A 21,210-nucleotide genomic window follows, 5' to 3' on the forward strand; every position below is an offset into this window, starting at 1 on the left:
CGCCGACCCGCTGCTCGACACCGAGATGATCGGGTGTCTCCCATGATCGCCTCGCTGCTCGCCGCCGACCCGCTGCTCGACACCACCGACTGGTGGTGGCAGGTCATCGCGATCGTCGGTGCCAAGGTGCTCGTCGTCTTCGTCCTCGGGCTCGTCAGCACCATGTTCATGGTGTGGTTCGAGCGCAAGATCGTCTCGGGCATGCAGAACCGTGTCGGACCGAACAAGGCCGGCCCGTTCGGTCTGCTCCAGACACTCGCCGACGGCACCAAGTTGTTCTTCAAAGAAGACCTGCTGCCCGAGAAGGCCGACAAGTGGGTGTTCCGTCTCGCGCCGTTCCTGGCGTTCGTCCCCGCGTTCCTGGTCTGGTCGGTGATCCCGCTCGGTGGCGACTTCACCAACGGCAACGACGGCACGGTCACCTGGGGTGACTACACGACCCGGATCCAGCTGATCGACGCACCGGTCGGCATCCTGATCGTGCTGGCACTCAGCTCGATCGGCGTGTACGGCATCATGCTCGCCGGGTGGGCGTCCGGCTCGAAGTACCCGTTGCTCGGTTCGGTCCGCGCCTCGGCCCAGATGATCTCGTACGAGGCGGCGCTCGGCCTGAGCCTCGGTGCCGTGCTCCTCATGTCGGGCACGCTCACGACCTCCGGCATCGTCGGCGGCCAGGACGGCGTGTCGAACTGGAACATCGTCGCCACGGGGTTCATCCCGTTCGTGATCTTCCTGATCGCCATGACCGCCGAGCTGAACCGTCCGCCGTTCGACCTCGTCGAAGCCGAGCAAGAACTCGTCGGCGGTTTCAACACCGAGTATTCGTCGATCCGATTCGCGCTGTTCTTCCTGGCCGAGTTCATGAACGTGATCACGATGTCCGGCGTCATGGTCACCCTGTTCCTCGGCGGCCCGCAGCCGCTGAACCTCGGCAACATCGAGCTCGGCTCGATCGTCGAGGACGGCAACATCTTCGCCTGGGCCGGACCGCTGAGCGGGACGATCTGGGTCACGATCAAGGTGCTCGCGTTCCTCTACGCCTACGTCTGGTTCCGGGCGACGCTCCCGCGGTTGCGGTACGACCAGCTGATGGACTTCGGTTGGAAGCTGCTGATCCCGGTGGCGCTCGGTTGGTTCCTGGTGCTGGCGGCCCTGCAGATGGCGCGTGACGAATACGACGGCCTCGGCCCGGTGCTGCTCGCCGGCGTGATCGCGATCGTCGTGCTGTTCGTGGCCTATGCGCTGTTCAATGCAGCGCTCGTGGTGAGCAAGCGCAATCGAGAGCGCGAAGGAGCGGCGTACTGATGGGTTACCTGGACGGTTTCGCAGTCACCATTCGCCAGCACCGCCTCTTCGGCGGCAAGCAGGTCACCACCGAGTACTCGGGTGGCCGCTACGCCAAGAAGCACGGCAAGGCGAACGATCCCGACGTCGGCGACGACGAGAAGATCCCCAAGCCCGAGCGTCTGCACGGGCGCCATGTCCTCAACAAGTACGAGGACGGCATGGAGAAGTGCATCGGCTGCGAGCTGTGCGCCGGCGTGTGCCCGGCCAAGTGCATCTACGTGCGGGGTCAGGACAACGACCCGGAGAACCCGACGTCGCCGGGCGAACGCTTCGGGTTCGTCTACGAGATCAACTATCTCCGGTGCATCCACTGTGACCTGTGCGTCGAGGCGTGCCCGACCGAGGCGATCACCGAGACGAAGCTGTTCGAGTTCAGCTTCACCAACCGCCAGGACGCCATCTACACCAAGAAGGAGCTCCTCGTCGACGACGAGGGCAAGCCCAAGCACCTGCCGTGGGAAGACTGGCGCGACGGCGAGGACGAGCACACGTCCGGCTGGATGCGCGCCACGTCGCCGTCGGGCGACGCCACGTTCCGCGGCGTCGTCGGCTGGAGCAACGAGCTCGGCCACGGCGAGCGCGCCCCCGAGCCCCCGCAGCCGGAGGCCGACGCATGAGACTCGGCTGCATCCGACCCCTTCGAGACGCGATCAGCGACGGCCTGCGTGGCCGGGGAACCCGGTAATGGAACTGCTCGTCTTCATCCTTGCGTCCGCGATGGTGCTCGCCGGTGGGCTCGGCGTCGTGCTCCGCTCCAACCCCGTGCATGCGGCGCTCTCGCTCGTGCTCACGCTGTTCGGCGTCGCCGTGCACTTCGTCGCGCTCGAGGCCCACTTCCTCGCCGCCGTGCAGATCATCGTCTACGCCGGCGCGATCGTCGTGCTGTTCCTGTTCGTGATCATGCTGCTCGGCGTCGACAAGTCCGAAGACCTGTCGATCGAGCCGTTCCCGATCCAGCGCCCGGTCGCGATCGTGATCGGTGCCGCCGTCGCCGGTCTCGTCATCGCAGCGGTCGTGCGGGCTCGCGACACGATCGCCGAGACCGACACGCCGCTCGCCGCCGACGGCGACAGCAACATCCAGTTGCTCGCCCGCAACCTCTTCAGCGACCACGTGTTCGCGTTCGAGTTCACGTCGATCCTGCTGATCGTCGCGGTCGCCGGCACCGTGGTCCTGACCCGTAAGGACAAGCGGAAGGTGGAGCAATGAGCGCAGCGATGCTCGGCGCCGTCACGCCGACCACGACGTACTACCTGATCCTGTCGGCGCTCCTGTTCGGCATCGGCGCCGCCGGTCTGATGATCCGCCGCAACCCGCTGATCATGTTCATGTGCATCGAGCTGATGCTCAACGCGGTCAACCTGTCGTTCGTCGCCCTCGCGGTCCGCTTCGGCAACATCGACGGCCAGACCGCGGTGTTCTTCGTGATGGTCGTCGCCGCCGCCGAGGTGGTGGTCGGACTCGGGCTGATCATCTCGCTCCTCAAGCGCCGTCCGGGTGCGAACGCCGACGACCTGGCAGAGCTCCGAGGATGAGTAGGAACGTATAACGCATGCTCGACGTCATCTGGTTGATTCCAGCGTTCCCGCTCGCCGGGTTCTTGCTCATCTTGCTGTTCGGTCGCCGCCTCGGCGAGCCGCGCAGCGGCTATCTCGCAGCGACGATGGTGCTGCTGTCGTTCGTCGTGTCGGTCGGTGCCTACTTCGACCTGCTGTCGATGAGCGAAGAGGAGCGCTCGCACGTCGAGTCGCTGTTCTCCTGGGTGCCGGTCGACTCGCTGCAGATCGACATGGCGTTCCTCGCCGACCCGTTGTCGATCACGATGTGTCTCTTCGTCACCGGTATCGGCTTCCTGATCCACCTCTTCGCGATCGGGTACATGCACGGCGATCCGAAGTTCTCGAAGTTCTTCCTCTACCTCAACCTCTTCGTGCTCTCGATGACGTTGCTGGTCCTCGGCGAGAACCTGCTCGTCACCTTCCTCGGCTGGGAGGGCGTCGGCACGTGCTCGTACCTGCTGATCTCGTTCTGGCACACCAAGGACGCCAACGCCTCCGCCGGCAAGAAGGCCTTCGTCACCAACCGCATCGGTGACTGGGGCTTCATGTTGGCGATGTTCCTCGGGTTCCAGGCCATCGGCTCGGTCAGCTACCTCAACCTGAACCTCGCCGCCGAGTCGGGTGCGATCGGGCAGAGCACGGCGACCGGTATCTCGATGCTGCTGTTCGTCGGAGCCGTCGGGAAGTCGGCGCAGTTGCCGCTCTACGTGTGGCTGCCCGACGCGATGGCGGGCCCCACACCGGTGTCCGCGCTCATCCACGCCGCGACCATGGTCACCGCCGGTGTGTTCCTGATGACCCGCATGAACCCGATGCTGGCCGCTGCGGCGCCCGAGGTGAGTGTGCTCATCGCCTGGGTCGGCGCGATCACCGCACTGTTCGCGGCCACGATCGCCGTCGCCCAGACCGACATCAAGAAGGTGCTGGCCTACTCGACGGTGTCGCAGCTCGGCTATATGTTCCTCGCCGTCGGTTCGGGCGCATTCGTCGCCGCGATCTTCCACATGGTCACCCACGCCTTCTTCAAGGCGCTCATGTTCCTCGGTTCCGGCTCGGTGATCCACGGCATGCACCACGAGCAGGACATGCGCAAGATGGGTGCCCTCCGCAAGGTGATGCCGGTCACCGCGGCGACGTTCATCATCGGCTGGCTCGCGATCGCCGGCGTGCCGCCGTTCGCCGGCTTCTGGTCGAAAGACGAGATCCTGCTCTTCACGCTGGCCGAACGCGGCCCGGTGCTCTATGCGATCGGTCTCGTCACCGCGGTGCTCACCGCGTTCTACATGACCCGCCAGGTCATCATGGTCTTCTTCGGTGACGCCCGGTGGGGCAGCCACGCCAACGAGGCGGAGGCCGCACATCTCGAGCACGCCGACGACGAGACCGATGGCGCCGAGGCCGATGCGGTCGACGATGCCCACCCGGTCGAGACGCACGGCGCACACGGCGAGTTCAAGCCGCACGAGTCGCCTCCGATCATGCTCTTCCCGCTCGTCGTGCTCGCCGGTCTGGCGATGGTCGGCGGCATCATCCAGTTGCCGTCGTTCGGGTTCATCCCCTCCGACTGGCGTCACAAGCTCGAAGACTGGCTGCACCCGATCGTCGCTCCCGGCGAAGCCGAGATCACCGGCTCGTCGGCGTACGACGCCAAGGAGCTGCTCGCCGTGCTCGCCATCGCGTGTGCGCTCGTCGGGATCGCCGCTGCGGTCGCGATCTACGCCAAGAAGATGGCCAAGCCCGTCGAGCCCGAGATCCTCGCCGACGGCTGGGGCTACGACCGAGCGATCAGCGCGTTCATGGGCGGACCCGGCCGGAAGGCGTTCGACGCCATCGCCTGGTTCGACAAGACCATCGTCGACGGAGCCGTCAACGGTGCCGCGACCACGATCTCCAAGAGCGCCGGCGTCATCCGGCGCGGCCAGACCGGCAACGTCCGCAACTACGCGGGCATCCTCGGCGCCGGTGTCGTGCTGCTGCTCGTCTGGTTCGTGATCGGTCGAGGGGTGCTGTGATGTCCGCGTTGTTCGCTGCCGAGGCCGGGCAGGGCCCGATCGCCTTCCCGATCCTGTCGATGCTGGTGTTCCTGCCGGTCGCCGGTGCCGTCCTGATCACGGTGCTGTCCAAGCACCGCCGTGAGTACGTTCGCCTCGTCGCGGCGATCACGTCGGTCGCCACCGGCGCTATGAGCGTGTGGCTGCTCACCGAGTTCGACGGTGACGACGCCGGGTTCCAGTTCGTCTCGAAACACCCGTGGATCGAGCAGTGGGGTATCTCGTGGCACCTCGGTGTCGACGGCATCTCGCTGTTCCTGATCGTGCTCACGGGTGTGCTGTTCCCGCTCGCGATCATGGGCATCGATCCGCACAACGACGATCCGGCGCAGGACAAGCCGTACTTCGCGTGGCTGCTGCTGCTCGAGGCCGGCGTCATGGGCTCGTTCATGAGCCTCGACCTGTTCCTCTTCTTCGTCTTCTTCGAGATCGTGCTCGTCCCGATGTACTTCCTGATCGGTGGATGGGGATACGAGGGGCGCGTCTACGCCGCGACCAAGTTCTTCCTCTACACGATGATCGGCTCGGCGTTCATGCTCGTGTCGATCATGGCGACGGTCTTCATCGCGAGTCGCAACGGCGTCGACGGGATCACGTTCGACCTCGTCCAGATCGCCGAGAACGCCGACTTCGCGGCGTCGACGGGACGATGGCTGTTCTTCGGATTCGCCGTCGCCTTCGCCGTCAAGGTGCCGATCTTCCCGCTCCACACCTGGCTGCCCGACGCCCATACCCAGGCACCGACCGCCGGTTCGGTCGTCCTCGCCGGTGTCATGCTGAAGCTCGGCACGTACGGCCTCTTGCGGTTCGGCCTCTATCTGTTCCCCGAGGCGTCGTACTGGAGCCGCCATCTGTGGCTCACGCTGGCGGTGATCGGCATCATCTACGGCGCGATCGCGGCGACGATGCAGAAGGATCTCAAGCGCCTCGTCGCCTACTCATCGGTCGCGCACCTCGGCTTTATCGTGCTCGGCACCTTCGCATTCACCACACAGGCGATCACCGGTTCGGTCATGCAGATGGTCAACCACGGCATCTCGACCGGCGCCCTGTTCCTGATGGTCGGGTGGATCTACGAACGACGCAAGACACGCCAGATCAGCGAGCTGAAGGGCATCCAGTCGGTCGCCCCGATCTTCGCGGCCGGGTTCATGGTCGTGATGCTCAGCTCGATCGGCGTGCCGGGCCTCAACGGGTTCGTCGGCGAATACCTGATCCTGATCGGCGCCTTCATGTCGGCGCGCTGGTACGTCGTGATCGCGGCCACCGGAGTGATCCTCGCTGCGCTGTACCTGCTGTGGGCCTACCAGCGCGTGTTCCACGGCGAGCCCGACGAGGCCAACAAGACCTTCGCAGAGCTCAAGCTCAAGGAGGCGGCGGTGCTGGTGCCGTTCCTCGGGATCATCGTCTTCACCGGCGTGTATCCCAAGCCGATGCTCGACCGGATCGAACCGGCGGTCGAATCGTTGATCGAGAGTGTCTCGTCGCGCGGCGGCTTCACCGCCGAGACGCCGGGTGAGTTCGACCCGTCGACCGTCGTGATCGAACACGAAGGTGACGACCACGACGACGACCACGAGGGCGACGAGGGCGACGAGTCGCACGAGGAAGAGAACGAGTGATGTTGGCGCAAGAATTCCTCGCTCCCGAGGTCGAGTGGTACCACCTCAGTCCGATCCTCACGCTGGTGGCCGGCGCCATGTTCCTGCTGGTCGTCGGTGCGCTGACACCCACGTGGCCCCGCAACCTGTACGCGGCCGTCACCTCGCTCACCGCCTCCGCAGCCGGCCTCCTGGCGTTTCTCCAGTGGCGCACGATCGACGACGACGGTCCGTCCACGCTGCTGAGCCGTGCGCTCGCGTTCGACACGTTCGCGCAGTACCTCACGATCACGATCTGCGTGGCGACATTGCTCGTCTCGCTGGTCACCGCCGACGAGCTGCACCGCACCGGCCGTGACGGGCCCGAGGTGTACGCCCTGTTCCTGGTGGCCGCAACCGGCGCCGTCGTCATGGGTGCCGCCAACGATCTGATCGTGCTGTTCCTCGGTCTCGAGACGCTGTCGCTCGCCCTGTACGTCCTCGCCGCCAGCGATCGTGACCGGTCGGCCAGCCAGGAGTCGGGCATCAAGTACTTCGTGCTCGGCGGCTTCGCCTCTGCCTTCTTCCTGTACGGCATCGCGCTGATCTACGGCGGCACGCAGTCGACCAACATCGGCGAGATCATCGCGTCGTTCCAATCGAGTGTGCTCATCGACGGCCAGGACACGCTCGTCCTCGCGGGCATCGCACTGCTGATCGTCGGACTCGCGTTCAAGGTGGCGGCGGTGCCGTTCCACGTCTGGACCCCCGACGTCTACCAGGGCGCCCCCACGAACGTCACGGCGTTCATGGCCTCGGTCGGCAAGGCCGGAGCGTTCGCGGCGATGCTGCGCGTGCTCGTGATCGCCCTGCCGTTCCACCGCGACGACTGGCGGCCGGCGATCTGGGTGCTGGCGCTCCTGACCCTCGTCATCGGTTCGGTGCTCGCGGTCGTCCAGACCGACGTCAAGCGCATGCTGGCGTATTCGTCGATCAGCCACGCCGGGTTCATCCTGGTCGGCGTCGAGGCGGCGGGGCACGACGCCGGCGAGTTCGTGCTCGGCGACGGCATGCCGAGCGTGCTCACCTATCTGCTGCTGTACTCCGTGCTGACGGTCGGTTCGTTCGCGGTGGTCGCCCTCGTCGGTCGGAGCAACGGCGGCGACACGTCGCTCGATGCGTTCAAGGGGCTCGCCAAGCGCCGCCCGGCGCTGACGCTCGGCCTCACGGTCTTCCTGCTCGCCCAGGCAGGCGTGCCGCTCACCTCGGGCTTCGTCGCGAAGTGGGGCGTCATCCAGGCCGCCGTCGAACAGGAGAGTTACGCGATCGCGATCGTCGCCATGGTCGCTGCGGTCGTCGCGGCGTTCCTGTACCTGCGGATCATGGTGAACGCCTGGCTCGAGCCCAGCGGCGAGGCGACCGAGCAGGAGGCCGTGCCGTTCGCGACCGGCTTGGCCGTCGCCCTCGCCGCCGCGTTCACGATCTTCATCGGTGTTTGGCCCAACTGGCTCCTCGACGCCGCCGAATCGGTCACCCAGTACGCACGCTGACGCTTGACGGACCCCGTGCCGTCGGGCATCGTGGGTGCATGTCGGATCGTCGTCGTGTGCTCGTGCCGCAGGCGCTGGGTGCTGACGAGTTCCTGCGGGTCACCTGGCACGACGGCCGGCGGCTGATGGTCTTCTCGCAGTGGGACGGCGACCGGTGCGTGGCGGCGACGCCCGTCAAGGTCGAGCAGCTCGGTGAACTGGCCGAACTCGTCGTCACGGCGTTCACCCGGTCGGCTGCTCAGGGCCCCGAAGCATGGCCTGCTCCGCTCGGCGCCGACGTCGTGGCCCTCGATCCGTCACCGGCCGAGTGGCGTGCGGACGAGGTCAGGCCGGCTTGATGCCCGGCGGCGGGTTGCCCGTCGCCTTCTCCCACGCTGCCGCAGCGGTGCGCTTCGACACCACGCGGGCGAGACCGGCGCCGATGCCCGATGCGACGCCCCACGCGAGCGCGTCGGTCCAGTTGATGCGCCGGTCGGCAGGGTTCAGCGGGGGTTGATTACTGCCCGGCCACATCGTGCTCAGCAGGTTGCGGACGGCGATGGCGGCGGCGGCGCCCGTCACCAGACTCAGGGCTTTCCAGCTGAACGATTCCATGCCACGGCGGTACCCGGCCGCGGCCACCCCGAAACGACGGGTCAGTCGGTCCCGATCGGCCGGTCGACGACGGTCGGGTCGGGGATTCGTGAGCGGATCGCCCAGTTGAACGACTTCCATCCTTGGGTCGGGTCGGCGATCGAGACCTTGCACCGCTCGGCGTCGTCATCGCTGATCGGTTCGGCGCCGGCCGCCTTCACGTGGACCTCGGCGACCCGCTCGGCCATCAGGAACCACCCGATCGCCTCGTCGATGCTGCCGCCGACGGTCAGGAGGCCGTGGGCGCGGAGGATCGCGAGCTTGGTGTCGCCCAGCGCCGCCGCGATCCGCTTGCCGCCGTCGGTCGACTGGACATCGACCTCACCGTCGGCGAACACGGCGTGGTCACCGTGGAAGGCGACCGCTTCCTGGCAGATGGTGCGGAACGGCTGCCCGTGCGCCGACCAGGGCGTCCCGTAGCCGGTGTGCGTGTGGGCCGCGCACACGACGTCGGGACGCGCCTCGTGCACCGGCATGTGGATGTAGAAGGCGGTCGAGTTGATCTCGCCACGGCCCTCGATGACGGAGCCGTCGGGGCCGACGAGCAGGAGATCGCCGACCGTCGCGTGGCTGAACGGCACGCCGTAGCGCAACAACCAGAAGCTGTCGGTGCGCTCGGGGTCACGAGCCGTGATGTGGCCGTCGCCCTGTTCGCCCCAGTGGTACGCACCGAACAGGCGGTACGCCAGAGCGAGACGTCGCTGCCGGTGTCGGCGGAGCTCGACGAGGTCGTCGATGACCGGTTCGAAGTCGGCCGGAGCCAACGGCGGGTGCGAGTTCACACCGCCATCGTACGGGCCGCACCCGTCGGTACAGTTGCCGCATGGCCGCCCGGCACCCGTTCCGTCTCCTGCTCACCGTGGCGATCGCGGCGCTGATCGGATCGGTGTTCTCCCCGGGGCTCGCCGAGGCGCACACCGACTTCGACTACTCGCTGCCGACCGACGGGGCGTCGGTCGGTGAGCCGGTGCGCGAGATCACGGTCGCCTTCACCACGCCGGTCACGCTCATCGGCAACGGGTTCGCCGTGCTCGACCCCCAGAACAACGAACTCGAACCGTTCGCCGTCACCGACGACGACGCCGTTTTCCGGTTGCAGTTCGACCCGCCGCTCGCCGGTGGCACGGTCGCGGTGAAGTACGAGGTGCGCGCCGAGGACGGTCATGTGCTCACCGGCAACTTCGTGTTCAACGTCGACGCACCCGTACCGACGACGGTGCCTCCGACCACCGAGTCGAGCACCACGCTCGTGACGACGCCGGTCACCGACGCGCCCACCACGCCGCCGACGACGGCACCTCCCTCCACGTCCGATGGCGTCGACCAGACCACGCCGAGCGCGGCCACCACGCAGCCGATCGACGACGTGGTCGATGTGGTCGACGACGACGGTGGATCCGGCAACGGCATCGTGGTGGCCCTCGCAGCCGTGGTCGCCCTGGCGGCCGGCGGCTTCCTGCTCGTCAGGTCACGCACCTCGACGTGATGCGCGGCATCGCCGTCGTCGGGTCGACGCCACTCGACGACTTCCTGAACGATGCGTCGTCCTCCGACAGGGGCGAGCTGCTGCAGCGGGTCGGCCTGTTCGGTTCGCTCTTCGGGGTGACGCTGGTCGTCGGCCTGCTCGTGTTCCTCGCGGTCGTGCATCGGGGGAGTCGGGCCGAGGTCGCGGTCCTCCTCCGCGCCGTCGCCGTCGCCGGTGGGATGACCGTGCTCGGTGCCGCGGTCGAACTCGCGGGCGTGGCGTCGATCGGCGGTCTGTCGTGGTCGGACGCGTTGACCGACGACACGGGCGCCGCGCCGATGGTCCGTCTGCTCGGCGGCCTGCTCGTCGTGCTCGGGTTGTTCGACCACACCGTCCCCGTCGACGAACACCACGACGCTCACCAGGACGCACACCATGACGAACACCATGACGAACACCACGAGGTGCTCAGCGACCGGCCGGATGACCAGCCGACCCTCGGGCCCGACGGTGACGTCCGGTGGGTTCCGGCCTCGGCATCGGCGTTCGGCATCGTCGGCGCCGCCGTCGGCGTGGTGTCGTTCTGGTTCGACGGCCACACCGTGTCGCGCGGCCCTCGGGTGGTGCACGCCGTCGTCGACCTCGTCCACGTCACCGCCGGCGGCGTCTGGTTCGGCGGTCTCGTCGGGCTGTGCGTCGTGGCCCTGCTGCGGCGAGGTTCCTCGGTCGCTCCGATGGTCGTCCGTTTCTCGTCGGTCGCCGCCGGTGCACTGGTCATGGCGACGCTCGCCGGTTCGCTGATGACCCTGATGGTCATCGACGGCTTCGACGACCTGACCGGCACCGAGTGGGGCCGCCTGCTGATCGTCAAGGTGGCAGCGGTCGGGGCGACGACGCTGTTCGGCGCCTACAACCACTTCGTCGTCGTGCCGGCCCTCGAGGCGGCACGATCCGCCCGGGCGATGGAGCGTCGGGCCGTCGCGACCATCGGCGTCGAGGTGGCGCTGTTGGCCCTCGTCGTCGCCGTGACGGTGTTCCTCACGAGCGCGTCGATCAACTGAGGCGGGGGATAACCCCACCCCGGATCCGCCGGGGTGCTCCATGTCGCCGGACGAACGCGATCAGCACGATGGAGGCATGCACGCAACGTCTGTCATCACCGCCGTCCCGGCGGCGCCCTCCGCCGTCGGGACCGCCCTCATTGAGGCCCACGACCTCACCCGTGTCTGGGGCAAGGGCAGTGCCGCCCAGATCGGCGTCGGCGGGGTCGACCTCACGATCCATCGTGGCGAGGTCGTGGCCGTCATCGGACCGTCCGGTTCCGGCAAGAGCACCCTCGGTGCGCTGCTCGCCGGGATCGACCGCCCGACGTCGGGGTCGCTCGTCGTCGACGGCACCCGTATCGACCGGATGAAGACCGACCAGCTCGCGGCCTGGCGCGGTCGCCACGTCGGCATCGTGTTCCAGGATTTCCACCTGCTGCCCACCCTCACCGCCGCCGAGAACGTCGAGCTCGCGATCGAGCTGAGCGGCGCCGGCGCAGGACGGCGTCTTCGCCGGTCGGCCGCCAGGGCGGCGCTCGACCGGGTCGGCCTCGGCGGTCATGCCCGAAAGCTCCCGGCTCAGATGAGCGGTGGTGAGCAGCAGCGCGTCGGGATCGCCCGCGCGATGGTGACGCAGCCACCGCTGATCGTCGCCGACGAGCCGACCGGCGCGCTCGACCAGGCGAACGGGCACGCCGTGTTCGAGCTCCTGACCGGCGCGGCGAAGTCCGGGACCACGGTGGTGTTCATCACGCACGACCTCACACTCGCCGGGGCCGCCGACCGGACGATCTCGATGATCGACGGTGCGGTTGCGTCGAACGTCACCAAGGCAGGTGTGTGATGCGCTCCATGCTCCGACAGTTCCGGCGGGCTCCCGGCCGCATCACGGCGAGCATCTTCGCGCTCGCCCTGGCGGTCGGTGCGATCGGTGTGCTGGCGATCCCGACCGTGGCGGGAGGAACGCTGGATGACGCCGCCGAGCGCGACGGCCTCGCCGACATCGTGGTCGACACCACGCCGCTGGATTCGAAACAGCTCGTCCGGATCAACGGGCTCGACGGCGTCGAGCGGGCCGAGGCGCAATCGACGCTGGCGGTTCGCATGGACGACGGATTCCTCACCCGGATGATCGGTCTCGACTTCGAGACGCAGACGATGGACCGGGTCCAGTTGATCGCCGGTCGGCTGCCGGCCGCTCCCGACGAGGTCGTCACCTCCCCGTCGATGGGAGCGATCGGCTCCGTCGTCACCGCCAACGGTGTGCCGTACGAGGTCGTCGGTCACGGTGGCACACTGTGGTGGTCGGACAGCGACGTGCTGTACGCGCCGGTCGCCACGGTGACCGCGCTCACGGTCGGGGGTGGCACGAACCGATTGGTCGTGACCGCCGTCGACGATGACGAAGCCTCGCTGCGAACGATCTCCGGTGCGATTCGCGCCGAGCTCGACCCCGCCGGCGACACCTACACGACCTTTCCGGTCATGATGCCCGACGGCTCGACGCCGATCGACCAGGACATCAGCCAGGTCAGCTCGCTGATCGGCCTGCTCGGCGTCTTCGCCGGTCTCGTCGCACTCGTGCTGCTCGCCTCGACCACCAACACGCTGATCACCGAACGCACCCGCGAAGTCGCGGTGATGCGAGCCCTCGGCGGCCGCAGCCGTCAGCTGCGCCGGCGCCTGCGTCGGATCGCGCTGGGGATCACCGGTATCGCACTCCTCGTCGGTCTGCCGCTCGGCATCGTCATCAGCAACCTGATCGCGCGGATGGTGCTCGAGGAGTTCGTCGGGGTCACCCCGGCGATCGCCGTCGACTGGCGGGTCGTCGCCCTCAGTGCTGTCGGCGCACTCGTCGGCGCCCGCCTCGTGGCCGCTCGTGCGGCCCGCAAGGTGGTCAAGCTCCCGCTCGCCGAAGCGCTCCGCGACCGCGACGGTCGTCCGTTCGGGCGCAACCGGGCCCACCGCCTGGTGACCAGGATCCCGACGGGCGGTCTCTTCGGCCGGCTCGCCACGCGGGCGTCGGTGCACCGGCCGGCGCACACCGCGTCCGTCGTGGCCCAGATCTCGGCCGCCGTCGGTGCGGCGTTCCTCATCGTCAGCCTCACGGCGTCCGTCAACGGCTTCAACACCGCGGCGTACGCCCCGTGGTCGTGGGAGTCACTCACGATCGCTCGCGATGCCGGTCTGCCATTCGATCGGTCGATCGTCGACGACCGGACCGGCGCCGAAGCCGGCATCTGGATCGACGGTGAGATCGAAGCGTGGGAGGTCGACGTGTTCGGTCTGTCGAACGACACCGAGTTCTTCGACCCCATGATCAGCGACGGGACGTGGCTGCGTTCCGACACCCGCGAAGCGGTGATCAGCGCCGGCTTCGCGTCGCGCAACTCGATCGGGGTCGGGGACACCGTCACGCTCGAGTTGGCGGCCGGCCCGACGAGCTTCGACGTCGTCGGGATGTCCGACGACCACGGCAGAGCGATCTACGTCGATCGGGACGTGCTCGCCGCCGATCTCGGCATGCCAGGACACGCCAACACGGTCTGGTCCGACCGGGCCGACCCCGACGTGGCGTGGGGCGCCGCCGTTCGGACGAACACCGCTGCCGATCTGGCAGCGGACGACAAGGCCGGCCGTGACGCGATCGTCTACATCTTCGGTGCGATCGGGGTGATCGTCGGCGGTGTCGCCGCACTGGCCGTGATGTCGTCGATGACGGTCAGCCTCTACGAACGTCGCCACGAACTCGCGGCGCTCCAGGCGATCGGGGCGCGCAAGCGGCGACTCCGTGGCCTCGTGATCCGCGAACTCGTCCCGATCGCGACGCTCGGCATCGTCGGTGGACTCGGGCTCGGGGCGCTCGGGAACCGTGGCATCATCGCTTCGTTCGAGTCGAGCAATGCGATCGACATCGGCGTCGTCGATGCCGTCGGCTCGATCCCGGTCATCGTGGCGGGGTCGTTCGTCGCCCTCGTCGCGCTCTCGCTGAGCATCGTCCGGACGGCGACCCGGCGTCCGGTCACGGTGACGTTGCGGAGCGCGGCGTGACCACCTCTGCGACGGACCGGACGCCGGAGCGCGACACTGTGTCGGTGAGCGATCTCCCACCGCCGCCTTCTCCGGCGGCCCCACCGCCCGATTCGGGTGGCAGCGGCGACGGGTTCGACTTCGACTGGGATCGGGCGAAGGACCTCGCCGAACGCTGGTTCCGTCCGCTGACCGAACGAGAGGGATGGATGGCGCTCGTCTACCTGTTCGCCGGCGCCCTGGTCTCGCCGTTCCTGTTCGGATTCATGATGGCGGCGGCGGCGCTCACCTTCGGGCTCAGCTTCGTCGTCGTCGGACTCCTGCTGATCGTCCCGACATTCCTGTTGATCGAGGTCTTCGTCAAGCTCGAGCGATCCCTGGCCGCGCTCGCCGGACACCGGATCGAGATGCGGCCGACGGCCACCCTCGAGGGGTCGCGGATCACGGCGCCGCTGCGAGCGCTCACCGACGAGGTGCGGTGGCGGCAGGCCGGGTTCATCGCCGCCAACGTCGTCATCGCGCCGGTGCTGTTCGCGTTCGGGAGCTTCCCGTTCTCGTTCGTGACCCAGGTGCTGTTCGGCGATGTCCTCGTCTTCGGACTCGACTTCGGCATCGGCTCCGACCTCGGAGTCGGGACGACCGGCATCCTGGCGTTGCCACTCGCCGCGTTCTTCGCCGGCGCGATCCCTCGGGTCGCGATCTGGATGGCGGGGATCAAGGCGCAGATCGCCGGCTGGTTCGTCGGCACCGATCGTCTGGCGCTCGCCGAGGAGCGGGTCAGCCTGCTGTCGTCACAGCGCTCCGACATCCTCGACGCGGTCGCGAGCGAGCGGCGCCGGATCGAGCGCAACCTCCACGACGGGGTGCAGCAGCAACTCGTCGCGATCGGCCTCGACCTCGGCATGGCCGAGCAGCAGATCGAGCAGCATCCCGACCGGGCGAAGGAACTGATCGGGAACGCCCGTTCGAAGGTACAGGGATCGATCGGCGAACTCCGCCAGCTCGGGCGCGGGCTGCACCCGGCCATCCTCGAAGACCGCGGGATCGACGCCGCGCTGTCGGCGGTCGTCAGCGGTTCGTCGATCCCGATCTCGGTGCAGGTCGACCCCGATCTCGACCTGTCGACCGACGTGGGCGAGACCGTCTACTTCGTCGCCAACGAAGCGATCGCCAACGTGCTCAAGCACGCGCAGGCGCGTGTCGCCTCCGTCCACGTCGCCAAGGTCGCGGCCAACGTGCGTGTCACGATCCACGACGACGGCATCGGCGGCGTCGACGCGAGCCGGGGGACCGGGATCGCCGGCATCCGAGCCCGCGTCAACGCGGTCGACGGGAGCCTCACGATCACGTCACCCTCCGGTGGTCCCACCACCCTGATCGCGGAGATCCCACGAACATGACCGCCGACCGGATCCGTGCCGTCGTCGCCGACGACTCCGTGCTGCTCCGCGACGGGGTGGTGCGCCTCCTGACCGACGACGGCATCGACGTGGTCGCCGCGGTCGGTGACGCCGACGCGCTGCTCGACGCCGTGACCGAGCACGAACCGGACCTGTGCCTCGTCGACGTGCGGATGCCGCCGACCCACACCGACGAAGGTCTGAAGGCGGCGGTCGAGATCCGCCGCCGCCATCCGGACATCGCCGTGCTCGTGCTGTCGCAGTACGTCGAGGAGCGCTATGCCGGCGAACTGCTGGCCGGTGACGTCGCCGGGGTGGGCTACCTGCTGAAGGACCGCGTGATCGACGTCCAGGACTTCCTCGCATCGCTGCGTCGCGTCGCGGCCGGTGGCAGTGCGGTCGACGCCGAGGTGATCAGTCAGATCCTGGGGCGGTCGCGCAAGACCGGCGAGCTCGATCGGCTGACGCCGCGCGAACGTGAAGTGTTGAACCTGATGGCCGAAGGGCTCTCCAACGGCGGGATCGCGGAGCGGCTCGTCGTGTCGAACGGAGCGGTCGAGAAGCACATCTCCAACGTGTTCATGAAGCTCGGTCTCGACCCCGAGGACGGCAACCACCGTCGGGTCATGGCCGTCCTGACCTTTCTGCGCGCCTGATATCACACGTTTCATGCCGTCCTGACGGGTGACGAGCTCGCCGGGATCTGACACAGACTTGACGCGTGAGGTCTTGAACCCGGTGGGTGGGCGGATGTTAGGTTCGGCCCTCCACGGGTGGATGGAACGTTTGTTTCACCCCGTGTTGTCCACACATCGAAAGGGAGTCAATGAGTAGGAAGCGGTCAATCCTGTTGGCTGCGGCACTGGGTGTGGCCACGGCCATCCCCGTCGGTGTCGCGCAGTCATCCCCCGCCGCGGTCACCGCCGCACCGGTCGTCGAGACGAGCACGAGCGGCAGCTACGTGGTCGTCATGCAGGCCGACCCGTTGCTGGGCGAGTTCGCCCAGGGCGAACTCAACTCGAAGGCGGCGAAGAAGAAGGGTGCGGCGATCGCTCGCGGTCACGCCAAGACCCTCGAGCGGGCCGGCGTCGACGCGAACCGCAAGGTCCAGAGCTTCACCAACGCCGTCAACGGATTCTCGGCCGTGATGAGTCACGACGAGGCCGTCGCGGTCGCGCTGCAGAAGGGCGTCGCATTCGTTGCTCCCGACGAACTGCGGCAGCTCACCACCGACGAGTCCGCCGACTTCCTCGGACTCGACGACGCCGGCGGCATCTACGACCTCGGCTACGACGGCGACGGTGTCGTCGTCGGCGTGATCGACTCGGGCATCTGGCCCGAGCACCCGAGTGTCGCCGACGACGGCAGCTATTCGGCTCCGCCGATCAGCCTCTCCGAGGTCACCGACGATCAGGGCAACGTCTTCCCGGCGTGCGACTTCGGTGGTGGCGACGACCACCTCGCCGACGGGCTCACCGACGACGCGTTCAGCTGCAACAACAAGCTCATCGGCGCCCGTCACATGATGCCGACCTACCTCGCGCTCTCCGGTCTCACCGACGTCGAGTACGACTCGGCTCGCGACGAAGACGGCCACGGTACGCACACCGCCACCACGGCCGCCGGCAACGCCGACGTCGCGGCGTCGGTGTTCGGCGTCGACCGCGGCAGCGTCACCGGTGTCGCCCCGCGCGCCCACGTCGTTGCCTACAAGGCACTCGGCACGCTCGGCGGTTACGGCTCCGACCTCGCCGGCGCGATCGACCAGGCCGTCGCCGACGGCGTCGACGTCATCAACTACTCGATCGGCTCGACCTCGTTCGCGATCGGACCCGACGATGTGGCGTTCATGTTCGCCGCCGATGCCGGTGTGCACGTGGCGACCTCTGCGGGCAACTCCGGCCCCGACGCAGCGACCCTCGGCTCACCGTCGTCGGTCCCGTGGCTCACGACCGTCGGCGCCTCGACGCACAGTCGGACGTTCGAAGGTTCCGTCACCCTCGGCGACGGAGCGTCGTACTTCGGCGCTTCGATCACCGGTGGGACCGACGAGGCCCCGCTCGTCGACGCCGAAGACCTCGGTAACCCGCTCTGCCTCCTCGGCGAAGGGTTCAGCGAGGACGTCGCCGGCAAGATCGTGCTGTGTCAGCGTGGTGCGGTCGCCCGCATCGACAAGTCGCTGGCCGTCTACGAGGCCGGCGGTGCCGGCATGGTGCTGTTCAACACGTTCGACGCCGACAGCGAGGTGACCGACAACCACTGGGTGCCGTCGGTGCACATCAACTTCACCGACGGCTCGGCCGTCAAGACGTACATCGACGACGAGGGTGCCGCCGCGGTCGCCGAGATCGGCGCCGGCGAGTACACGACGATCGATGCCCCGTGGATGGCTGCGTTCTCGTCACGAGGCGAGAACCTGCTGTCGAGCGACATCATCAAGCCGGACGTCACCGCGCCCGGTGTGAACATCCTCGCCGGCAACACGCCGACGCCCACCGCGGGTGCCCCCGGGCAGCTGTACCAGTCGATCTCCGGTACCTCGATGTCGTCCCCGCATGTCGCCGGTCTCATGGCCCTGATCGATCAGGCGCATCCCGACTGGTCGCCGGCCGCGGTGAAGTCGGCGCTGATGACGACTGCGTACACCGACGTCTTGAAGGAAGACGGCGCCACGCCGGCCGACCCGTTCGACATGGGGGCCGGTCACGTCGACCCGAGCGGTGCCGCATGGGCCGAGAACTCGCTCTTCAACCCGGGCATCGTCTACGACGCCGGGTTGTTCGAGTACGCCGGCTATTCGTGCGGTGCCGACCTCGGCATCTTCTCGTCGGGTGACTGTGCGTTCCTCGAAGGAGTTGGTGTCCCGTCCGATCCCAGCGACTTCAACCAGGCCTCGATCGGCATCGGCGAACTCGCCGGTTCGCAGACGGTCGTCCGCACGATCTCCAACGTGTCCGGCCGGGCGCTGAAGTTCGCCGCCGAAGTCGACGCACCCGCCGGGTACTCGGTCACGGTCTCACCGGCGATCATCCACGTCCCGGCCAAGAAGTCGGCCACGTTCCAGATCACGATCACCAACGACTCGGCTCCGGTCGGGGAGTGGGCGTTCGGTTCGATGACGCTCGTCGAGCAGACCCGTGGCAAGGGCAAGGCCTACTCGGCCCGGTCGCCGATCGCCGTTCGTGGCGTGACGCTGGCCGCACCGAGCGAGGTGTCCGGCACGATCGCCGCCGGGGGCACGTCGTTCGACATCGACTTCGGGTACACGGGGTCGTACACGGCGGCTGCCCACGGTCTGGCAGCTGCAGCGACCCAGAGCGGCACGGTGTTCCAGGACGACGACCAGACGTTCAGCCCGGCCGACCAGGGTGTCGGCGCGACGCTCCACACCGTCGACGTCACCGATGCGGCGTTCCTGCGGATCCACGTGCCGCCGGTCGCCAACCCGGACACCGACCTCGACCTGTTCGTGTACGGCCCGGACCTGACGCTCGTCGGCTCGTCCGGCAACGGCGGCACCAACGAGACGGTCGACATCCTGTTGCCCCCCGACGGTACGTACTACATCTTCATCCACGGCTGGGGTATCGGCACACCGGGCGAGGTCCCGCCGGCATCGGCCGACTACACCTTCGACACGTTCGCCGTGCCGTTGGAGGCCAACACCGGTTCGCTCGACATCGTGAGCGCTCCGGCGTCGGCTGAGCTCGGCACCGTCGGCACGGTCGAGGTCAGCTGGCCGTCCGACCTGGCATCGGGGAACTACCTCGGTGCGGTGTCACACACCACCGACGACGGCCTCGCCGGCCTGACGCTGGTGGCCGTCGACGGCTGATTCCACCCCGGCCGCCCTGCGGTCGACGGCGAAGGGGCGCTTCGGCGCCCCTTCGCCGCGTCCGGGATCAGCGCGAGACGTCGCCGGGCGGGCAGTAGAAGACGGGGCGTGAGCCGCCCTGGTGGTAGTCGTACGGGAACCCGTCGAGGCGGAGCACGATCTTGGTTCCGTTCACGATGGCCTGCGTGTACGACATGCCCGGCTGCGGGCAACCGAGGCTGCCGTCGGGCCATTCGACCTCGTCGACGCTCGCCACCTCGATCGCCGACCGGTCGGCGCCGGTCCGCTCGACGAGGTCGTCGATGGCAGCTTGGACGACGTCGCTCGCGATCACGTCGTCGGGGACGGGGGCGTCGGTCGTCATCGGGTCCTCCGGGGTGCTGGTCGCCGGGGTGGTCGCGGGCGGGGTGGTCGCGGGCGGTGTGGTCGTCGCGTCGGTCGACGACACGACCGGTGCGGATGTCGAACTCGGCGGAGCCTCGGTCGGCGTCGGCGGGGTGCCGCTGGACGACGAGGTCGACGAGGGCGACGAGGTCGAGTCGCCGCCGCAGGCGACGATCGCCACCGTGGCCAGCAGGGGCCAGAGTCGGAGACGGCGTGTGGTGGACCGGCGGGACGGCGTGGGTGCCATCACGATGGTCTACACCGAAGCGAGTGCGGCTTCTCGTCGCTCGGCGAGGCGCTTGGCGACCTTCTCGCTCTTGGCCATGCGCTTCATGAGTCGCTCGCGCGCCTCTTCACCTTCCTGGCCGAGGCCTTCGATGCTCTCGACGTTCCAGGTGCGCAGCACGACCGGGACGAGGATCTGCTCGTGGTGCACCGTGAGGTCGTAGATGCCGGCGGCCGCGATCTTCTTGGCGTGTTCGATGAAACCGGGGATGCCGGTGCCCGGCATCGCGAAGTTGCGGACCTCCGCTTCCATCGCGACGACCATGCCGTCGGGGTCGACCTCGATCGCGGCGGCGGCGAGATCGCGGTAGAAGAGCTGGTGCAGGTTCTCGTCGCCGGCGACGCGCATCATCACGTCGTAGCCGGCGGGGTCGCCCATCATGCGGCCGGTCGACCGGTGCGCGATACGGGTGGCGAGCTCTTGGAGGGCGAGGTAGATGAAGCCGTGCTGCAGCGTGGCCGGGTCGGGCGTCTCGCCGAGCGACACCTGCGCCATGCGGCAGCGCTCGAGGTGGTGCGGGTCGATCGCCCGGGTGGCCATCAGGTAGCCGTAGATCGCCATCGCGTGGCGGCCTTCCTCGGCCGTCCATCGACGTACCCACGTGCCCCACGGCCCGTCGGCGCCGAACAGCCCTTCGACCGTGCGGAAGTAGTAGGGGAGGTTGTCCTCGGTCAGCAGATTGACGAGCAGCGACGAACGGACCGCGTCGTCGATCGTGTGCCCGGCGAGATCGGCGTCGGCCTCGGACCAGGTCTCCCCGGCGATCGGGTCGCGACCTCGGCCGTAGGGGACGTGTTCGTGGGGGAACCATTCCTTCGACGCAGCGAGGTGGCGTTCGAGCAGTTGCTCGACGGTCGGTTCGAGTTCGGCGAGGAGTTTGGTCGAGTCCAGCACGGTGTCATGGTAGCTGCCTACCGACCAGTAGGTAGCCCGGGAGCGTGCGAATTCGCGAAGTTCTCACCAATCGCTCCATCGGGTGATGGTGCGACATCGGCAGGGCCGGCCGTCGACGAGACGGCCGGCCCTGCGGCTCACTGGAGGGGTGAC

The 21,210-nt window shown here is 68.1% G+C and carries 19 protein-coding genes; 15 read left to right on the forward strand and 4 right to left on the reverse strand.

Features of this window, described 5'->3' with window-relative positions; all coding sequences use genetic code 11:
* Positions 1-42: 42 nt before the first annotated feature.
* From nuoH to R8G01_18975, 8 genes are all read left to right on the forward strand, one after another.
* A complete protein-coding gene (nuoH, locus tag R8G01_18940) occupies positions 43-1,305 on the forward strand; it encodes an NADH-quinone oxidoreductase subunit NuoH (GenBank protein ID MDW3216081.1) in 1,263 nt (420 codons plus the stop codon).
* Complete coding sequence (locus R8G01_18945) at positions 1,305-1,964, forward strand: NADH-quinone oxidoreductase subunit I (GenBank protein MDW3216082.1); 660 nt, start codon at positions 1,305-1,307, stop codon at positions 1,962-1,964. The genes nuoH and R8G01_18945 overlap by 1 nt, the downstream gene beginning before the upstream one ends.
* Before the next feature lie 67 nt (positions 1,965-2,031).
* Complete coding sequence (locus R8G01_18950; GenBank protein MDW3216083.1) at positions 2,032-2,556, forward strand: NADH-quinone oxidoreductase subunit J; 525 nt, start codon at positions 2,032-2,034, stop codon at positions 2,554-2,556.
* Positions 2,553-2,882 (forward strand): NADH-quinone oxidoreductase subunit NuoK, encoded by a 330-nt coding sequence (gene nuoK, locus R8G01_18955; GenBank protein ID MDW3216084.1) that lies wholly within the window; start codon positions 2,553-2,555, stop codon positions 2,880-2,882. The genes R8G01_18950 and nuoK overlap by 4 nt, the downstream gene beginning before the upstream one ends.
* A 17-nt stretch (positions 2,883-2,899) precedes the next feature.
* Positions 2,900-4,918, forward strand: coding sequence for an NADH-quinone oxidoreductase subunit L (gene nuoL / locus R8G01_18960; protein ID MDW3216085.1), 2,019 nt, complete (start codon positions 2,900-2,902; stop codon positions 4,916-4,918).
* Positions 4,918-6,579 carry an NADH-quinone oxidoreductase subunit M gene (locus tag R8G01_18965; GenBank protein MDW3216086.1) on the forward strand — a complete coding sequence of 554 codons (1,662 nt, stop codon included), beginning with the start codon at positions 4,918-4,920 and terminating at the stop codon, positions 6,577-6,579. Before nuoL ends, R8G01_18965 begins: the two co-directional genes overlap by 1 nt.
* Positions 6,579-8,087, forward strand: a complete 1,509-nt coding sequence (locus tag R8G01_18970; GenBank protein ID MDW3216087.1) for an NADH-quinone oxidoreductase subunit N — start codon at positions 6,579-6,581, stop codon at positions 8,085-8,087. Before R8G01_18965 ends, R8G01_18970 begins: the two co-directional genes overlap by 1 nt.
* A 38-nt stretch (positions 8,088-8,125) precedes the next feature.
* The gene (locus tag R8G01_18975; protein ID MDW3216088.1) at positions 8,126-8,425 is read left to right on the forward strand and encodes a hypothetical protein; all 300 of its coding nucleotides are present in this window, start codon (positions 8,126-8,128) and stop codon (positions 8,423-8,425) included.
* Here R8G01_18975 and R8G01_18980 read toward each other — a convergent pair.
* Together R8G01_18980 and R8G01_18985 are read right to left on the reverse strand one after the other, a co-directional pair.
* The gene (locus R8G01_18980) at positions 8,412-8,681 is read right to left on the reverse strand and encodes a DUF4235 domain-containing protein (protein MDW3216089.1); all 270 of its coding nucleotides are present in this window, start codon (positions 8,679-8,681) and stop codon (positions 8,412-8,414) included. The genes R8G01_18975 and R8G01_18980 overlap by 14 nt on opposite strands.
* Positions 8,682-8,722: 41 nt before the next feature.
* A complete protein-coding gene (locus tag R8G01_18985; GenBank protein MDW3216090.1) occupies positions 8,723-9,502 on the reverse strand; it encodes a class II aldolase/adducin family protein in 780 nt (259 codons plus the stop codon).
* Between the two features lie 41 nt (positions 9,503-9,543).
* Between R8G01_18985 and R8G01_18990 the strand changes: the two genes are divergently transcribed.
* The 7 genes from R8G01_18990 to R8G01_19020 all read left to right on the forward strand — a co-directional run bounded on the left by R8G01_18990 (position 9,544) and on the right by R8G01_19020 (position 19,493).
* Positions 9,544-10,206, forward strand: a complete 663-nt coding sequence (locus R8G01_18990; GenBank protein MDW3216091.1) for a copper resistance protein CopC — start codon at positions 9,544-9,546, stop codon at positions 10,204-10,206.
* Positions 10,206-11,246: a CopD family protein gene (locus R8G01_18995; GenBank protein MDW3216092.1), complete on the forward strand. Its 1,041-nt coding sequence runs from the start codon at positions 10,206-10,208 to the stop codon at positions 11,244-11,246. Before R8G01_18990 ends, R8G01_18995 begins: the two co-directional genes overlap by 1 nt.
* A gap of 76 nt (positions 11,247-11,322) precedes the next feature.
* Positions 11,323-12,072, forward strand: a complete 750-nt coding sequence (locus R8G01_19000; protein ID MDW3216093.1) for an ABC transporter ATP-binding protein — start codon at positions 11,323-11,325, stop codon at positions 12,070-12,072.
* A gap of 8 nt (positions 12,073-12,080) precedes the next feature.
* On the forward strand, positions 12,081-14,279 hold the full coding sequence (locus R8G01_19005) for an ABC transporter permease (protein MDW3216094.1): 2,199 nt from the start codon (positions 12,081-12,083) through the stop codon (positions 14,277-14,279).
* A 44-nt stretch (positions 14,280-14,323) separates the two neighbouring features.
* Positions 14,324-15,658, forward strand: a complete 1,335-nt coding sequence (locus tag R8G01_19010) for a histidine kinase (GenBank protein MDW3216095.1) — start codon at positions 14,324-14,326, stop codon at positions 15,656-15,658.
* Positions 15,655-16,314, forward strand: coding sequence for a response regulator transcription factor (locus R8G01_19015; GenBank protein ID MDW3216096.1), 660 nt, complete (start codon positions 15,655-15,657; stop codon positions 16,312-16,314). Before R8G01_19010 ends, R8G01_19015 begins: the two co-directional genes overlap by 4 nt.
* A 170-nt stretch (positions 16,315-16,484) precedes the next feature.
* Positions 16,485-19,493, forward strand: coding sequence for a S8 family serine peptidase (locus tag R8G01_19020; protein ID MDW3216097.1), 3,009 nt, complete (start codon positions 16,485-16,487; stop codon positions 19,491-19,493).
* Between the two features lie 67 nt (positions 19,494-19,560).
* Here R8G01_19020 and R8G01_19025 read toward each other — a convergent pair whose 3' ends face one another.
* Both R8G01_19025 and R8G01_19030 read right to left on the reverse strand, forming a co-directional pair.
* Positions 19,561-20,124 (reverse strand): hypothetical protein, encoded by a 564-nt coding sequence (locus R8G01_19025; protein MDW3216098.1) that lies wholly within the window; start codon positions 20,122-20,124, stop codon positions 19,561-19,563.
* Between the two features lie 9 nt (positions 20,125-20,133).
* Entirely contained in the window at positions 20,134-21,057 is a 924-nt protein-coding gene (locus tag R8G01_19030; GenBank protein ID MDW3216099.1) for an acyl-ACP desaturase, read from the reverse strand.
* Positions 21,058-21,210 lie beyond the last annotated feature (153 nt).

The organism is Ilumatobacteraceae bacterium (assembly GCA_033344875.1).
In the GTDB taxonomy this organism is placed as follows: Bacteria; Actinomycetota; Acidimicrobiia; order Acidimicrobiales; family Ilumatobacteraceae; genus Ilumatobacter.

Coding starts and splice junctions, on each gene's coding strand:
- R8G01_18965 (MDW3216086.1), top strand. CDS start 4,918: ATGTCCGCGTTGTTCGCTGCCGAGGCCGGGCAGGGCCCGATCGCCTTC.
- R8G01_18950 (MDW3216083.1), top strand. CDS start 2,032: ATGGAACTGCTCGTCTTCATCCTTGCGTCCGCGATGGTGCTCGCCGGT.
- nuoL (MDW3216085.1), top strand. CDS start 2,900: ATGCTCGACGTCATCTGGTTGATTCCAGCGTTCCCGCTCGCCGGGTTC.
- R8G01_18975 (MDW3216088.1), top strand. CDS start 8,126: ATGTCGGATCGTCGTCGTGTGCTCGTGCCGCAGGCGCTGGGTGCTGAC.
- R8G01_19015 (MDW3216096.1), top strand. CDS start 15,655: ATGACCGCCGACCGGATCCGTGCCGTCGTCGCCGACGACTCCGTGCTG.
- R8G01_18970 (MDW3216087.1), top strand. CDS start 6,579: ATGTTGGCGCAAGAATTCCTCGCTCCCGAGGTCGAGTGGTACCACCTC.
- nuoH (MDW3216081.1), top strand. CDS start 43: ATGATCGCCTCGCTGCTCGCCGCCGACCCGCTGCTCGACACCACCGAC.
- R8G01_18945 (MDW3216082.1), top strand. CDS start 1,305: ATGGGTTACCTGGACGGTTTCGCAGTCACCATTCGCCAGCACCGCCTC.
- nuoK (MDW3216084.1), top strand. CDS start 2,553: ATGAGCGCAGCGATGCTCGGCGCCGTCACGCCGACCACGACGTACTAC.
- R8G01_19020 (MDW3216097.1), top strand. CDS start 16,485: ATGAGTAGGAAGCGGTCAATCCTGTTGGCTGCGGCACTGGGTGTGGCC.
- R8G01_19000 (MDW3216093.1), top strand. CDS start 11,323: ATGCACGCAACGTCTGTCATCACCGCCGTCCCGGCGGCGCCCTCCGCC.
- R8G01_19005 (MDW3216094.1), top strand. CDS start 12,081: ATGCTCCGACAGTTCCGGCGGGCTCCCGGCCGCATCACGGCGAGCATC.
- R8G01_18995 (MDW3216092.1), top strand. CDS start 10,206: ATGCGCGGCATCGCCGTCGTCGGGTCGACGCCACTCGACGACTTCCTG.
- R8G01_18980 (MDW3216089.1), bottom strand. CDS start 8,681: ATGGAATCGTTCAGCTGGAAAGCCCTGAGTCTGGTGACGGGCGCCGCC.
- R8G01_19025 (MDW3216098.1), bottom strand. CDS start 20,124: ATGGCACCCACGCCGTCCCGCCGGTCCACCACACGCCGTCTCCGACTC.
- R8G01_18990 (MDW3216091.1), top strand. CDS start 9,544: ATGGCCGCCCGGCACCCGTTCCGTCTCCTGCTCACCGTGGCGATCGCG.